The organism is Aquimarina sp. AU474 (assembly GCF_900312815.1).
In the GTDB taxonomy this organism is placed as follows: Bacteria; Bacteroidota; Bacteroidia; order Flavobacteriales; family Flavobacteriaceae; genus Aquimarina.
This window is the reverse complement of the sequence record NZ_OMPE01000004.1, coordinates 132,215-148,434: the sequence shown is the minus strand read 5'-3', so window position 1 is coordinate 148,434 and position 16,220 is coordinate 132,215. Positions and strand designations below refer to the sequence as shown.

Here is a 16,220-nt window from a genome sequence, read left to right as displayed (position 1 = left end):
CAATTGAGCGTAGTCAACAGCTATTAAATAACTACTACTTACATTTTCGACTTCGCTCAATTGATTGTTACCTATATATTTAAACCGCGTAAGCAGCTTTTAAGCTTCCTACATGAGTAGATAAATCAACTAATTTTGTAGAATATCCATACTCATTGTCATACCAAGAAACTAATTTGAAGAAATTATCGTTAAGTGCAATTCCTGCATTAGCATCAAAAACTGAAGTTTGAGTTTCTCCTACAAAATCTTGAGAAACTACATCTTCTTCTGTATATCCCAAAATTCCGTTTAATTCATTTTCAGAAGCTTTCTTCACAACAGCTTTAAGCTCATCATAAGATACTGATTTTTTGGTTTTTACCGTTAAATCAACCACAGAAACATCTGCTGTAGGTATTCTAAATGCCATACCTGTTAATTTACCCTGTAATGATGGAATTACTTTAGTTACCGCTACTGCAGCTCCTGTTGTAGATGGTATAATGTTGTTTAATGCACTACGCCCTAATCTATAGTTTTTTCTTGATGGTGTATCTACAGTAGACTGTGTTGCTGTAGAGGCATGTACTGTAGTCATTAAACCTTCTTCGATACCAAAGTTATCATCAATTACCTTAGCCAGTGGTGCCAAACAATTTGTAGTACAAGAAGCATTAGATACAATGGTATCTGATTCTTTTACGTCATTATGGTTAACTCCCATAACAAACATCGGTGCATCCTTTGATGGTGCAGAGATTACAACTTTTTTCGCGCCTGCTTTTAAATGTGCATCTGCAGTTCCTAAAGTTGTAAATATACCTGTACAATCCATAACTACCTCTACTCCTACAGCATCCCACTTAAGGTCTTCTGGGTTACGCTCAGCAGTTACACGTATTTCTTTTCCGTTTACTACTAAATTTCCATTTTCTACTTTAACGGTACCGTCAAATCTTCCATGAACAGAATCATACTCTAATAAATAAGCTAAATGATCTACATCTAATAAATCATTAATCGCTACAATCTCAACATTATCACGTTTAGAAGCTATTCTAAAGGCAATCCTTCCAATTCTTCCGAAACCGTTAATTCCAATTTTTAACGTACTCATATCTAAAATTTTAGTTGTTTTTAATTTAAAATGTGGTTATTATTTTTACACCGAAGTGATATCTGCAACTTTTATAAGACCATCATGACTATGTGATCTCTTATCTAATGCTTTTTTAAGAGGTACAATAGTCACTGTTTTATGCACTATCCCAATCATAACATCACGTCTACCTTCCATCAAAGACTCTACCGCTCCTACTCCTAATTTACTCGCCAATACTCTATCGTAACAGCTTGGCGCTCCTCCTCTTTGAATATGCCCTAGAACAGATACTCTCACCTCGTAATCATCTAGGTTTTCTTCTACATATTCTCCTAGTTCGAAAATATTCTTCCCGGATTTATCTCCTTCTGCAACGACTATAATACTAGAAGTTTTACCTGTTTTTTTACTTTTTCTAAGAGAGTCTATTAATCTATCTACTCCCATATCTTCTTCTGGAATAAGTATTTCTTCGGCACCGGCTCCAATTCCAGCATTTAAGGCAATATCGCCAGCATCACGCCCCATAACTTCTATCAAAAACAAGCGATTATGAGAACTAGCGGTATCTCGTATTTTATCAATAGCTTCTACAACAGTATTAAGTGCAGTATCATACCCTATAGTATAGTCTGTACCATTAATATCATTATCAATAGTACCAGGAATACCCACTACGGGAAAATTAAATTCTTCCGATAATTTTAAAGCTCCAGTAAAACTACCATCACCACCTATTACCACTAGAGCATCAATATCATTTTTAATTAAATTATTATATGCTTTTTGTCTTCCTTCTATAGTTCTAAATTCTTTAGAACGAGCCGATTTAAGAAAAGTCCCTCCTTTATTAATAATATTACGAACCGAACGAGCATTTAAACTTTCGATTTCATTATTAATTAAACCTTCGTATCCTTTGTATATACCAAAACAATTAACCTTATAAAAACTACATGCTCGAACTACTGCTCTAATGGCAGCATTCATTCCAGGAGCATCTCCTCCTGAGGTCAATACGGCTATATTTTTAACTTCTTTTGTCATTGAAGCCAAATCTATCGTTAATGACCATAATAACCTAATTTGCAAAAAAACTAAAACGTTTTCGGTTAATAAATTCAGTGTTTAATCATGTAAAAAGCATTATTTTAACACATTTTCTAGAATTATATTAAGAATATCTAGATATATTAAGACTATGATGTCATCTCTTATATGTCATACATATCTACAAATAAAAAAACGACTTGCCCAAAGCAAGTCGTTTTTTACATTAACACTTTTAATCTAATTATTCTTGAATAAGAATGCGGTATTTCCAGCCTTCTAAGCTATGAGTATCTTCTGGTTTTGATGCATATGTTTCTCCTGAAAGGTAATCTATCCATTTTCCTTGATACTCGAATGAGAATTTGGCAGGATTACTGGTCATATTTGCGATAAAAACAACCTTACTCCCTTCTTTTTCTCTTTTAAATGCTAAAACTTTATCATCTATACTAGTCTTTAATCGAGTATAAGAAGCTGCTTCTTTACCACCATGCAATGCTGGATTATTATTCTTTAATTGTCCCAGTTTTTCATATAGAGGAAAGAAAGTTCCTTTTTTCTTAATTATAGTATCTTTTTCAAAAAACAATAATCGTTTATCCATATCATATTCTTGACCCGAATAAATCAAAGGCATTCCTGGTGCTACATAAGATAAGGCGGCAAATAATTCTTTAGCATCTCCCATTCGCTCGGTTACGGTTCCATTCCAAGAGTTTTCATCGTGATTAGAAGTGAAATTCATTAAAATATCGTCTTTGGCATACATTGTATCAATTTGACTCATCCTCTTATCCCATTCATTTACCTTTGCTTTTCCTTGAGCAATATCATTCATTTTATGATGTGTATCCCAAGCATACCCCATATCAAACGCATCTTCTAGCAGCTCCGGTTTCCAACCTTCGGCTAACATAAATAGCGGTTTTATTTTTTTTAGCTCTGCAACGGTAGTGTTCCAAAAATCTGTAGGCACCATTCCTGCAACGTCGCAGCGAAACCCATCTACTCCTTCTTCTTTAACCCAATATGTCATATCTTTTAACATCTGCGCACGCATTTCTTGATTGTCGTAATTAAGATCTGCTACGTCGGTCCAATCTGTCCCTACAGTATGAGTAATATTACCCTCTTTGTCCTTTGTATAATATTCTGGATGTTCCTTTAACCAAACATGGTCCCATCCGGTATGGTTAGCTACCCAATCAAGAATTACATAAATACCATTATCATGTGCCGTTTTTACAAGATCTCTAAAATCTTCAATGGTACCAAACTCGGGGTTAACCCTAGTATAATCCGAAATTGCATAATAACTACCTAGTGATCCTTTACTCTTTGTAGTAGATATAGGGTAAATTGGCATTACCCAAAGAATTTTCACTCCCAATTGTTTCAATACCGGAATATCTTTGGTAAATGCCTTAAAAGAACCTTCTTCAGAATATTGACGAATGTTTGCTTCATAAATAACAGCATTTTCCATCATTGCATCATCTATTGGCGCAAGAGTTTCTACTACTACTTCTTGAGTTTCTACTTTGGTTTCGGCTAGTGTTTCTTCTTTCTTTGTCTTCCCACAGGAAAATAAAGTTCCCAAAACTAAAAAGCTTAAAATTATCTTTTTCATGGTAATAAAAATATTTTGTATTTGAATGTTATTTTAATTCTAGGATCATAGACCCTTTAGATTTTATGATAAAATTTTCAGAAATATCAATGTTAGAATCGCTAATAATATCTGTTCCTCTTTTGAAGTTTTGAATTCCTTCTGTAAAACGAGCCACCTCTATTTCTTGATCTGTTGTACTATTATTGATTACGACCATTACGGTTTTTTCCTGGGTATATCTGAAATAGACATATACATTATTGAAGGGAATAAACTGTAATAATTTCCCATTATGAATTACTGGTGTGTTCTTTCTCCAATTCAACACTTTTTGAGTAAAAGAATAGAAAGCCTCCTGATCATCAGTTCTTCCTTTATTCACTCCGGCTGCCAAGAAGGCATTTTGTTCATCACCTTGCCAACCGCCAGGAAAATCTCTTCGGATATCACCATCTCCTTTTTTATCGCGATTACCTAGCATCCCAATTTCATCTCCATAATATAATTGCGGAATACCTCGAGTAGTGCATAATAACGTAATTGCCATCTTATATTTATCTATATCTCCTTGATATATCTCATTAATCCTATTAGTGTCGTGATTACCTGCAAATACTAGAATGTTATTTATATCTGGATATAGAAAATCATTAGTGAAATTATCATAAGCCTTTATCATTCCTTTATCCCATGCCCCTTCGTCTTCATTAAAAATTACCATAAGTGCATCGTGCAATGTAAAATCCATAACTGAAGGAAGGTGAGAGTTAAAATCATCAATAGCACCTATTTTACTCTCCTTTTGCCAATAGGCCATTTGAGCTTGATCATGCATCCATACTTCGCCGACTATATTAAAATTCGGATACTCATCCATAATTGCCTTTGTCCATTTGGCGATACCTTCTTTATCATTATAAGAATAGGTATCTACTCTAAAACCATCTAAGTTGGCATATTCTATCCACCATATCGCATTTTGAGTAATATAATTAAGAAGTAAAGGATTACTTTGATTCATATCCGGCATGGTTGTATCGAACCATCCATCCATACACCCCTTGGCATCAACTTTTGATGCATTAACATCAAACTGCGTAGTCATACGATAATTACTCCGTCTAAAGCCTTCGGGCCATTGATGAATCCAGTTTTTGGTAGGTAAATTCTTAATCATCCAGTGTTTGGATCCCCAATGATTCGTTACATAATCCATAATTAGTTTCATATCTAACTTATGCATCTCTGTAGATAAACGCTTATAGTCCTCATTAGTCCCATATCTTGGATCTATTTTATATAAATCACTTTGAGCATAGGTATGATACGAATATACAGGTTCATTATCCTCCAACAATGGTGTACTCCATAATGCCGTTACACCTAGTTCTTTAAGATAAGCCAAATGGTCTATTATCCCTTGAATATCACCACCATGGCGCCCTCCTGGATTAGATCGATCAGCTTTCTCAACAGTATCAGGATGTGAATCATTTTTCGAATCTCCATTTGCAAAACGATCTGGCATAATAAGGTACATTACATCACTACTATCGAAACCTTTACGTTTTGCAGAGTGATCTCTTCTAGCTTTAAATTGATACGGTTGAGAAAATATAACCTTATCACTTTCTTTAAAATTTATAGAGATTGTTTCTTCCTTGATCCCTTCTGTATCTATAGTGATGAATACATAATTAGGGTTTTCAGTTTTTGTAACATCACTTATGGTTACATTTTCAATCTGTACATCATATTTGGAAATATTTTTTCCATAGCACATTAATTGCAGATCTTTTTGATGCATCCCACTCCACCAAAACGGAGGCTCTATTTTTTCTACTTGTCCATGAATGAATGAAAAAAGGAAGCATGAAAATAATAGTATTAACTTATTTTTCATTTTATATATTTTAATAATTACGTAATATATTATAGAATCAAACACCCCAAAGACTTTCGTTTTTGGGGTGTTTATTTTAGTTAGCACATTTTAATTAAACCGTAATTAAACTATCAGGAGAAATGGTAAATTCCTTACCATCAACACATATAGTTAATTCTTTATCCCCTTCAAGTGTAAAAGAAGTTCCTTCTTGAGAAACACGTACTTTAATAATTTGATTTCTAAAGTTTACATTAAATGTATATCCTTTCCATTCTTTGGGTATTCTAGGTGTAAACGATAGTTTATCATCTTTAATTCTAAGTCCGCCAAACCCTTCAACAATACTCATCCATGTACCCGCCATACTAGTGATATGAAGTCCTTCTTCTACTTCTTTATTATAGTCATCTAGGTCTAATCTGGACGTTCTTAAATAAAACGTATACGCCTGATCCATTCGATCCAAAACTGCAGCTTGAATACTATGTACACAAGGTGACAAAGAAGATTCATGTACTGTAAATGGTTCATAAAAATCAAAATGACGAGCCAATTCTTCTTTTGTAAATTGATCTTCAAACATATAAAATCCTTGCAGTGTATCCGCTTGTTTAATATACGGCGATCTCAAAATACGATCCCAACTCCACTTTTGATTAATCGGTCGTTGAGATTGATCAAGGTCTGATACGGCAATCAATTCTTTATCCAAAAAGCCATCTTGCTGTAAGTATACTTGGTGCTTCTCAGAATACGGAAAATACATCTTTTCGGCTACTTCAAGCATTGCATTTATCTCTTCTTGATCTATGTTAGTTTTACTAATAATTCTATCATAATCATTCTTATATTCAGCTTTTACTTTATCAATGTTTTCAACACAATATTCGATACACCATTTTGCCAAATAATTAGTATACCAGTTATTATTGATATTATTTTCATACTCATTTGGTCCAGTAACCCCTAGGATTACGTACTTATTTCTATTGGTAGAAAAAGTAGCTCTTTGATGCCAGAAACGAGCTATAGCAATCATCACTTCTAATCCCTTTTCTGGGACATAACTATAATCTCCTGTGTATCGAACATAATTATAGATTGCAAAAGTCATGGCGCCATTTCGATGAATTTCTTCAAAAGTAATCTCCCATTCATTATGACACTCTTCACCATTCATGGTAACCATTGGATATAAAGCAGCACCATTTGTAAACCCAAGAGTTTGTGCATTTTCAATTGCTTTTTCAAGATGATGATAACGATACGTTAACAAATTACGCGCTACCAATTGATCCTTAGTAGCCATATAAAATGGAATACAATAAGCTTCTGTATCCCAATAGGTACTTCCGCCATATTTTTCTCCCGTAAATCCTTTAGGTCCAATATTTAATCTTGCATCTTTTCCTAAGTATGTTTGATTAAGTTGAAAAATATTAAATCGTATTCCCTGCTGTGCTTTTACATCACCCTCGATAGTTATATCCGCCATCTCCCATATCTTAGACCATGCTTTTTTCTGTAAATCCAGTAGCGCATCAAATCCTGATTCTGAAGCTTGTTTAAGTATGGTAGTACTTGCCGAAATTAGATCATCATTTTTATGATTAAGAGAAACGGCATACCCTCCAAATTTAGCAACACTTGCCGTTTTTCCTTTAGCAACATCGACTTGGTAACTTAATCCTATATATGTACCATTAGTTTCTACCTTTGGATATATATTCTTTAATTCATTATCAATAAATAATTGATTAGACATCCCAGTACAAACATGAAATTCGGTTTTCATGGTTTTGGATAAAATATATGCCGAGTTTCCGTTATGAGATAGATCGTATGTATCCCAAAATTTATCATCCCAATTTGTATCTTCATTGGTAATACCTGAGTCGAGATATGGTGTGAAAATTATAGTAGCATCTTGATTTACTGGAGTAACTTCATATTTAATAGCTCCTATTTCATCTAAGTCCAGGCTAAGGAAACGTGTAGATTTCACAGAAATCTCAATACCATTTAATAAAATTGCATTAAAAGAACGTTGATACCAACCTTCTTTCATGTTTAATTCTCTTCTAAATTTGGTTATCGAATTGCATCTGTTTAAATCGAGTTTTTCTTCATTAACCATTACATTTATTCCTATCCAATTTGGAGCATTCAGTACTTTGGCAAAATATTCTGGATATCCATTCTTCCACCAACCTACTCGTGTCTTATCTGGATAATATACTCCTGCTATATAACTTCCTTGAAAAGTAGGACCTGAATATGTTTCTTCAAAATTTGCTCTTTGCCCCATTGCTCCATTCCCAATACTGAAAAGGCTTTCTGAGGATTTAACTCGTTCTACATCAAATCCTTCTTCAATAATTGACCAATTATCTGGTTTTATATAATCCTGATTCATCTTCTTTCTATAATTGTTAAACTTTTTGAGTTGTAACTAGTGTATTTATAAACTCTTCTTTTATTTCTGTAAAATCATTAAAAATGTAATCTGCTTCATGCAGTACTGAAGCATCACCAATACCAATACTGATCATATTTGCAATGTTTGCAGCTTGGATTCCGGCTACCGAATCTTCAAAAACAATACAATCCTCTGGGGCTATTCCCAACTCTTTTGCTCCGATAAGAAATACTTCTGGATCTGGTTTTGCTTTAGATACATTTGTGCCATCAACAATGGCTTGAAATTTATTTTTGAGCGCTACTTTATCCAAGATGATTCGTGCATTTTTACTTGCCGACCCTAGAGCTACTGCTTGATTTTTGGAAATCAAGTAATCTAAAACTCGTGGTACATCGGGTAAAATTTCTGTGACGTCCATCTTTGAGATATACGCTAGGTATTCTTCATTCTTATCTGTCATTAATTTGGTAAATTCTTCTTCTGAGATCGTCTTATTACCCCATTCCAAAATTTTCTCTAAGGAACGTACTCTGCTAACTCCTTTAAGTTGTTCGTTTTGTTCTTCGGAAAAAGAAATTCCTAAACTTTGGGCTAGGTTTTGCCATGCTAAAAAATGATATTTTGCAGTATCGACAATCACACCATCCAAATCGAATATAAATGCTTTCTTCATTAGTCAATTGCTTATTTTGGGTTATACGTTATAGCTTCCCTATTGGTTATTAGTAAATTACAAACTCCGGCGATGATCAAACTAATCCCTGCAACTATCATCGCATTAATTGTTTGATCTCCAATAAGTTTATATGCAAAATTAACTCCTCCAACAGCGGCTATGATTTGCGGAATGACAATAAACATGTTAAATATCCCCATGATGACTCCCATTTTCTTTGGGTCAACCGAACTAGATAACATTGCATAGGGCATGGATAATATACTCCCCCAGGCAAATCCAATCAAAGTAAAAGATAGAATCAACCATTCTGGTGAAGGGACAAAATACATGGATATAAAACCAATTCCCCCTAGAATCAAAGATGCTAGGTGAACCATTTTCCTGTTAATTCTTTTTCGGGATGTGTAAAATGTTAGTACTAAAGCAAACGCCATAGATGATAAACCATATACTCCCATATATCTTCCCACATCATTTGATGCCTTTTGAAAGGCCGTGTTTGCCTCTTCAAAAGCTTTAGCTGATGCTGGAATTTCCATATTAAATGAAGCTTCAATAGGTGCTGGAGTTTTGAATACATGTTCGGTTAAAGCAGGATTTGCTAGACTCCACATAGTAAAAAAAGCAAACCAGCTAAAAAATTGGATTAACCCCAATTTTTTCATCGTAAGAGGCATACTACCTATATTATTAAGGATATCAGGGATAAACTGGTTCTTTTTCTTTTTCTCCCTTTCAAATTCTTCCATATCTTCTGGTGGGTATTCAGAAGTAGTGAAAACAGTGTACAGAATACTTACGAGAAATATAAAAGCTCCTATTGCAAATGCTACCTTAACTGACATAGGAATTACTCCCGTTGGTGCAGCATCGCTTACTCCCATTTGAGATACCATCCAAGGTAAATTACTTGCAACCCAAGTACCTATTCCAATAATTAATGTTTGAGTAACAAAACCATATGAACGTTGAGATTCTGGCAACTTATCAGCCACCAATGCTCTAAAGGGTTCCATAGAAATATTTATAGAAGCATCTAAAATCCACAAAAATCCAGCAGCTATCCACAAGGCAGGAGAATGAGGTACTAAAAACAAAGCTATAGAACTTAAAATAGCTCCAATTAAAAAATAAGGTCTACGACGACCCCATCTAGGACTCCAAGTGCGATCACTTAAATATCCTATTATAGGTTGCACCAATAACCCTGTTAAAGGAGCTGCAATCCATAATAAAGGTATTGCATCCTTTTCTGCACCTAAGGTTTGGAAAATTCTAGACATAAATCCGCCTTGCAACGCAAAGCCGAATTGAATTCCTAGAAAACCGAAACTCATGTTCCAAATTTCCCAGAAACTTAACTTACGCTTGTTCATCAAGTAATATTTTGATTATTAACTTGATAAGCGAAATTGCTTATCAAAACTTATTCAGTAGAAAGTGAAAATATAAGTTTTGATAGATGCCAAAGATATTATAATTTTTGAATTAAAAGGATCACTCCTTATTTTTTTTTGTAGATTGTCTATGAATCAAATTAGTATCAATTATTACCGTACGATACTCTTCTGTTACCGCTTCGTCCCCTTCTAATTTATCTATAAGGAGCTTTGCAGCTCTAATTCCCATGTCTTCTCCATGTTGACTTATAGTGGTCAAACTTGGTATAAAATGTTTTGAAAGAATACCATCAGTAAAACCAATAATCGCAACATCATCAGGGACTTTTTTCCCATGTTCGTCAAGAACTTTGGCAGCAGTTACAGCAAATAACTCATTTACTGCAAAGATTGCATCTATATCTTTGTCTTTCAAAAATTCTTTTATTTCCGATTCGCAATTATCTATATCTTCAATTTTTAAAATATACTCCTCTTTTTCAGGTATATCATATGCTCTTAACGCTCTCAAATAACCATTAGTACGCAATTTACCTACACTAATATAATCTACTGTAGTAAGTATAGCGATCTTTTTGCAACCTATAGACAATAGGTGATTTGTTGCAGTTTGAGCTCCCTTTGCATCATCGATAATTACTTTATCACAAACTATTTCGTCTATAATCCTATCAAAAAGCACTACAGGCATTCCTTGACTCATAGTTTCTTCAATATGATGATAATCTTTTTTAAGCTGAGTTTCTTTTGCTACAGATAAAATAAATCCATCCGCACTTCCGCTCGCCAACATTTCCATATTAATAACTTCTTTATCAAAAGAGTTATTAGATGAACAAATAATTACATTATACCCTTTTTCATTAGCTACTTTTTCTACTCCTCCTATTACAGTAGTGAAAAAATGATGTACAATTTCTGGAATAATGACTCCAATAGTCTTCGTTTTCCTATTTTTAAGACTTAAAGCAATATTATTTGGCTTATAATTATACAACTTAGCAAAAGCTTTTACCTTCTGACGAGTATCTAGACTTATTTCTACACTGTCTTTCAAAGCTTTTGAAACTGTTGAAATAGAAACGTCCAACTCTTTTGCAATCTGTTTTAACGTAACTTTTTGCTTCATCTATTTTCCTTGTTAATATTTAATTTTTTGATCTCTATTAATTTACAATTTTTTCATTGCAATAGTTTCAAAATAGTATCCATGGATTTTACATTATATACTTCAACCATATTCTTATTACAGCAATTCCTCAAATTTTATCACGAAAATATGCCATATGGCCAGAATAAGACTTAAAATTTTAACAAACTTTTAAAAGTTTTCCACACGCAAACGTTTGCGTAAGGTTCCTACTACACCTTGATGAAAAATTAACACAAAATTTACATACTTTGGATGCAGAAAGTGAAAATATAAGACTTAAAACAATCAAAAACTAATTTAATTTTATGAAAACATTTACCAAAAGCGCATTGTTTTTATTGTGGTTGATACCAATGAGCTTTTTTGCCCAGTCAACCGTTACTGGAACGGTAACTGACGCTGGAAGTGGTCAACCCATTCCGGGTGTAAATATCATTGTAAAAGAATCCACCAACGGAACTTCTTCCGATTTTGATGGTCTCTATTCTTTAAGCAGTGTTAGCAACGGGGATATTATTGTATTCTCATATGTTGGTTTTGTACCTCAGGAAGTGACATATTCTGGTCAGGCAATAATAGATATGGCATTAGAAGAAGATGCTGCAGAACTTGAACAGGTTGTATTGATCGGTTATGGTGCTGCCAGAAAGAAAGATTTAACGGGATCAGTTGCTCTGGTAACATCAGAGAATTTTAATACTGGTAATAACGTAACAGCAGAGAACTTATTTAATGGTAGGGTTGCCGGTGTTAATATAAACACTAATGGTGGTCCTGCAGGAAATTCGGAAATTAGAATTAGAGGTGGTGCCTCATTAAATGCATCAAACGATCCTCTTATTGTAGTAGACGGTTTACCTTTAAATGACCCCAGGGATACCGATAATGGATCTAGGTCTGTCTTATCTGCTATTAATCCAAACGACATCGAATCGTTTTCTATTCTTAAAGATGCTTCGGCTGCTGCCATTTATGGTAACCGTGGTGCGAATGGTGTAATTATTATTACAACAAAAAAGGGAAAGAAAAATTTACAAATAAATTTAGATTCGAAAACTAGTGTAACTACTGCAAATAATGTGGTTGATGTATTTTCTGCAAATGAATACAGAACATTTATAGCAGAAAATTTTCCAGATCGTTTGGCTGATCTAGGTACTGCTAATACGGATTGGCAAGATGAAATTTACAGAGATGCCTTTTCATCGGACCATAACTTATCTGTTAGTGGTTCTATATTAGAGGTATTACCTACAAGAGTTACGATTGCGAGATCAGATCAAGAAGGTCTTAGAAGAACTTCGAAGTTTGAAAGAACAACAACATCTCTTTCTTTAAACCCAAGACTTTTTAATAATCATTTAAAAATTGATGTTAATGCAAACCTAAACTTTGAGAAAAATAGATTTGCTCCAGGTGTTGAAGGTGCTGCAATTACTTTTGATCCTACTCAACCTGTTTTTGATGCTGGATCTCAGTATGGAGGATTTTTTGAGTACATAGATTCGGGTTCTGGGTTTGCAAGAGCTAACGTGCAAAGAAACCCTGTAGCACAATTATTACAAACTCGTGATATCGCAAATACTAGAAGATATTATGGTAATGCAAAATTTGATTATCAATTACACTTCTTCCCTGACCTAAGAGCAGTATTAAATCTTGGATTAGATACTAGTGAGACTAAGAGGTTTGAAGAACGTTCTACAGAAAGTGCAAATACCTTTAACGCTGCTCAAGGAGAGTTTAATGGTTTTAAATCTGATATCGATTTCTTGGCAGAGAACAAATTGTTGGATGCATATTTGGTATATAACAAAAAAATCGGTGCTTTAGACATTGAAGCTACAGGTGGATATTCTTATCAAAAATTTGAAGTAGAAAAAACGACAACTGGTGATCAACGTGATCCAAATATTCAACCAGAAGAAACCATTAGTCCTGATGTAGTATTACTTGCTTATTTCTTAAGAACAAATATTAAATTAAGTGATAAATACTTTTTAACAGGATCAATACGTAGAGATGGAACTTCTAGATTTAGTGAAGATAATAGATTCGGTTATTTCCCATCTGCTTCTTTTGGATGGCAAATTAGCGAAGAGAATTTTCTTAAAAACTCTTCTACTTTAAGTAATTTAAGATTACGTTTAGGATATGGTATTACAGGACAGCAAGATATTTCACAAGCATATGCATATTTAGAACGATATAGAGGAAGTGGCCCTAACACTCAATATATCCTTAATGGAGAAGTAGTAAACATCGTCCAACCTCAATTCAGAAATGAAGATATTGAGTGGGAAAAAATAACAGAATATAACATTGGATTAGATTATGGTTTTTTTAATGATAGAATTAGCGGATCTATAGATGTTTTTAGAAAAGAGTCTGATGACTTACTTTCTCAAGCTCCTGTACCGGATGCGGCTAACTTCTCTAACCAAGGTTTCCAAAACATTGGAAAATTTATTACCGAAGGTGTTGAATTTTCTATAAGTGCAGATATCATTAGAAATTCTAACCTAAACTGGAATCTAAGTTATAATGCAACTTACATCGATAGAGAAATCGAAGAATTAGCGTTTGGTCAAGATATCTTAACTACTGGTATCGGTGGAGGAACAGGTAACACTATCCAAATACAAAGACAAGGAGAAGCTCCTTTCTCGTTCTTTACGTTTGCACAAGTATATGATGATAACGGAAATCCAATTGAAGGTGCTTACGCTGATTTAAATGGCGATGGTATTATCAATAATAATGACCGTTATGTTTCTGGTAATGGTGTAGCCGATATTACTATGGGACTTCAATCAAGTCTAAATTACAAGAACTTTGATTTTAGTTTTAGCATGAGAGCTAGTTTTGGAAATGAAATATACAATAACGTAGCATCTTCAAACGCTCAGTTAGGTAATGTATTTAGAAATGTATTTAATAATACACCGGTGAGCGTATTAGAAACCAATTTTCAAAATACTTCAGATGTAATCCTTTCCGATTTTTATGTAGAAGATGCATCTTTCTTAAGAATGGACAATATCACATTAGGATATACACTTAGAGATGTTATGAAAGGGGTATCGAGCCTTCGTCTTTGGGCAGGTGTACAGAATGCTTTTGTTATCACAGATTATTCTGGTCTAGATCCCGAAATCCAAAATAATGGTGTTGATAATACGATCTTCCCTAGAGGACGTACGTACTTGTTAGGAATAAACTATAATTACTAAAAAATTAGGAAATGAAACTATATAAGATATTTTTATACGCATTTCTTTTCATCGGTATATTCTCATCTTGCGAGGATGATTTAAATATCGACTTAGAGGATGATGATGATTTATTAGCAGAGGATGTATTTAGTACTCCTGATGCTTATGATCGCGCTATTGGAGGAGTTTATGCTAACCTTTCGGTAGTTGGATTAGATGGACCAGGAAACTCTAACATTGCAGGTATTGATGCTGGTACCGGTCAATATGTAAGAGGATTATTTAACTTACAGAACTTATCTACCGACGAAACAATTTGGACATTCGAAAATGATCCAGGTATTCGCCAGATTCAAAGAAACTCTTGGGATGCTAATAATGTTGTAGTACTTGGTTTTTGGGCTAGAGCTACATTTCAAATCTCTTTAGTAAATGAATTTTTACGTCAAACTACTGATGAGAAATTAGATGATCGTGGTGTTTCAGGAGATTTACGAAGTACAATTAGAGCGTACCGAGCTGAAGCTAGAGTACTTAGAGCACTTGCCAATTATCACTTATTAGATCTTTTTAGAAGAGCTCCTTTTGCAACAGAAAATGATCCTGTTGGATTTACAAGAGTTCCAGAAATTGCAGGACAAGAACTGTTTAATTACATAGAACAAGAATTACTTGCTGTTGATGCTGATTTATTAGATGTTGCTCCTGGTAATACCGCTAATTATGGAAGAGCAAATAAAGGCGTTGCAAAAATGATACTTGCCAAATTATACCTGAATGCAGGTGTATATTTAGGTGCAGAAAACCAACGCTATGCTGATTGCTTGACTACTTGTCAAGAAATTATTGGCAGTGGTTATTCTTTAACTCCTGATTATCTAAATAACTTTAATGCTGATAATGATACCAATGGTGCTCAAAATGAGATTATCTTTCCGGTAATCGCAGACGGAACTTCGGTAAGAAATTTTGGTGGTGCAGGGATTATTATTCAAGGACAACAAAATGCAAGATCAGGATTTCAACCTACTCCACAATCTTTGGGTGTAGGAGGATTTGGTAACCTATATCGAATAAGAAGACAATTTGGAGAATTATTTGTTACTGATGTTCTTTTTCAAAATGACACTAGAAATACAGTAGTTACTCAAGACATCGAATTAGACGATATGGGTGGTATAGTTACACAAGAGGATCGCCCAATAGAAATTAACGATATCAGTGATACTTCAGGAGGATACTTATTAGCCAAGTATTCTAACATTACCTCTACAGGTGAGCCAGGAAAAGATGCAACATTTGTAGATACAGATTTTCCATTATTCAGGCTTGCAGATGTTTACCTAATGTATGCAGAAGCTCAACTAAGAGGTGGTGGCGGAGATCGTACTACAGCTCTAGGGTTTGTAAACGCACTTAGAGAAAGAGCATTTGGTAATGCCCTAGCTAATATTAGTGATGCAAATCTTACTCTTGATTTTATTCTAGACGAACGTGCGAGAGAATTACATTGGGAATGTCATAGAAGACAAGATCTAATCAGATTTGGTAATTATACTGGTAGTACGTATAACTGGACGTATAAAGGTGGGCCGCAAAACGGATCTGCTATTTCAGAAAACTTTGCATTATTTCCTGTTCCAGAATCCAGCAGGTCTGCAAATCCGAATTTAGGACAAAACCCAGGATTTTAAAATAAACTATGAAAAATTTA

The 16,220-nt window shown here is 34.1% G+C and carries 10 protein-coding genes; 2 read left to right on the top strand and 8 right to left on the bottom strand.

Translation table 11 applies throughout. From position 1 onward, the window contains the following. Positions 1-79 precede the first annotated feature (79 nt). The 8 genes from gap to DK508_RS01895 form a co-directional block, all read right to left on the bottom strand. Positions 80-1,099: a type I glyceraldehyde-3-phosphate dehydrogenase gene (gene gap / locus DK508_RS01930; protein ID WP_109299055.1), complete on the bottom strand. Its 1,020-nt coding sequence runs from the start codon at positions 1,097-1,099 to the stop codon at positions 80-82. A 45-nt stretch (positions 1,100-1,144) separates the two neighbouring features. After that, complete coding sequence (pfkA, locus tag DK508_RS01925) at positions 1,145-2,131, bottom strand: 6-phosphofructokinase (protein WP_109299054.1); 987 nt, start codon at positions 2,129-2,131, stop codon at positions 1,145-1,147. 247 nt (positions 2,132-2,378) lie between these two features. Beyond that, positions 2,379-3,767 carry an alpha-amylase family glycosyl hydrolase gene (locus tag DK508_RS01920; protein WP_109299053.1) on the bottom strand — a complete coding sequence of 463 codons (1,389 nt, stop codon included), beginning with the start codon at positions 3,765-3,767 and terminating at the stop codon, positions 2,379-2,381. Between the two features lie 28 nt (positions 3,768-3,795). Then, on the bottom strand, positions 3,796-5,652 hold the full coding sequence (locus DK508_RS01915) for a glycoside hydrolase family 13 protein (protein ID WP_109299052.1): 1,857 nt from the start codon (positions 5,650-5,652) through the stop codon (positions 3,796-3,798). Between the two features lie 94 nt (positions 5,653-5,746). Further along, positions 5,747-8,053, bottom strand: coding sequence for a glycoside hydrolase family 65 protein (locus tag DK508_RS01910; protein WP_109299051.1), 2,307 nt, complete (start codon positions 8,051-8,053; stop codon positions 5,747-5,749). 16 nt (positions 8,054-8,069) lie between these two features. Further along, positions 8,070-8,732, bottom strand: a complete 663-nt coding sequence (gene pgmB / locus DK508_RS01905) for a beta-phosphoglucomutase (RefSeq protein WP_109299050.1) — start codon at positions 8,730-8,732, stop codon at positions 8,070-8,072. Positions 8,733-8,743: 11 nt separating this feature from the next. Beyond that, complete coding sequence (locus DK508_RS01900; protein ID WP_109299049.1) at positions 8,744-10,114, bottom strand: MFS transporter; 1,371 nt, start codon at positions 10,112-10,114, stop codon at positions 8,744-8,746. 121 nt (positions 10,115-10,235) lie between these two features. Beyond that, positions 10,236-11,267 carry a LacI family DNA-binding transcriptional regulator gene (locus DK508_RS01895; RefSeq protein ID WP_109299048.1) on the bottom strand — a complete coding sequence of 344 codons (1,032 nt, stop codon included), beginning with the start codon at positions 11,265-11,267 and terminating at the stop codon, positions 10,236-10,238. A 329-nt stretch (positions 11,268-11,596) separates the two neighbouring features. Here DK508_RS01895 and DK508_RS01890 point away from each other — a divergent pair, with 329 nt between their 5' ends. Continuing rightward, on the top strand, positions 11,597-14,524 hold the full coding sequence (locus DK508_RS01890) for a SusC/RagA family TonB-linked outer membrane protein (RefSeq protein ID WP_109299047.1): 2,928 nt from the start codon (positions 11,597-11,599) through the stop codon (positions 14,522-14,524). Positions 14,525-14,535: 11 nt separating this feature from the next. Continuing rightward, positions 14,536-16,200: a RagB/SusD family nutrient uptake outer membrane protein gene (locus tag DK508_RS01885; RefSeq protein WP_109299046.1), complete on the top strand. Its 1,665-nt coding sequence runs from the start codon at positions 14,536-14,538 to the stop codon at positions 16,198-16,200. Positions 16,201-16,220: the final 20 nt, after the last annotated feature.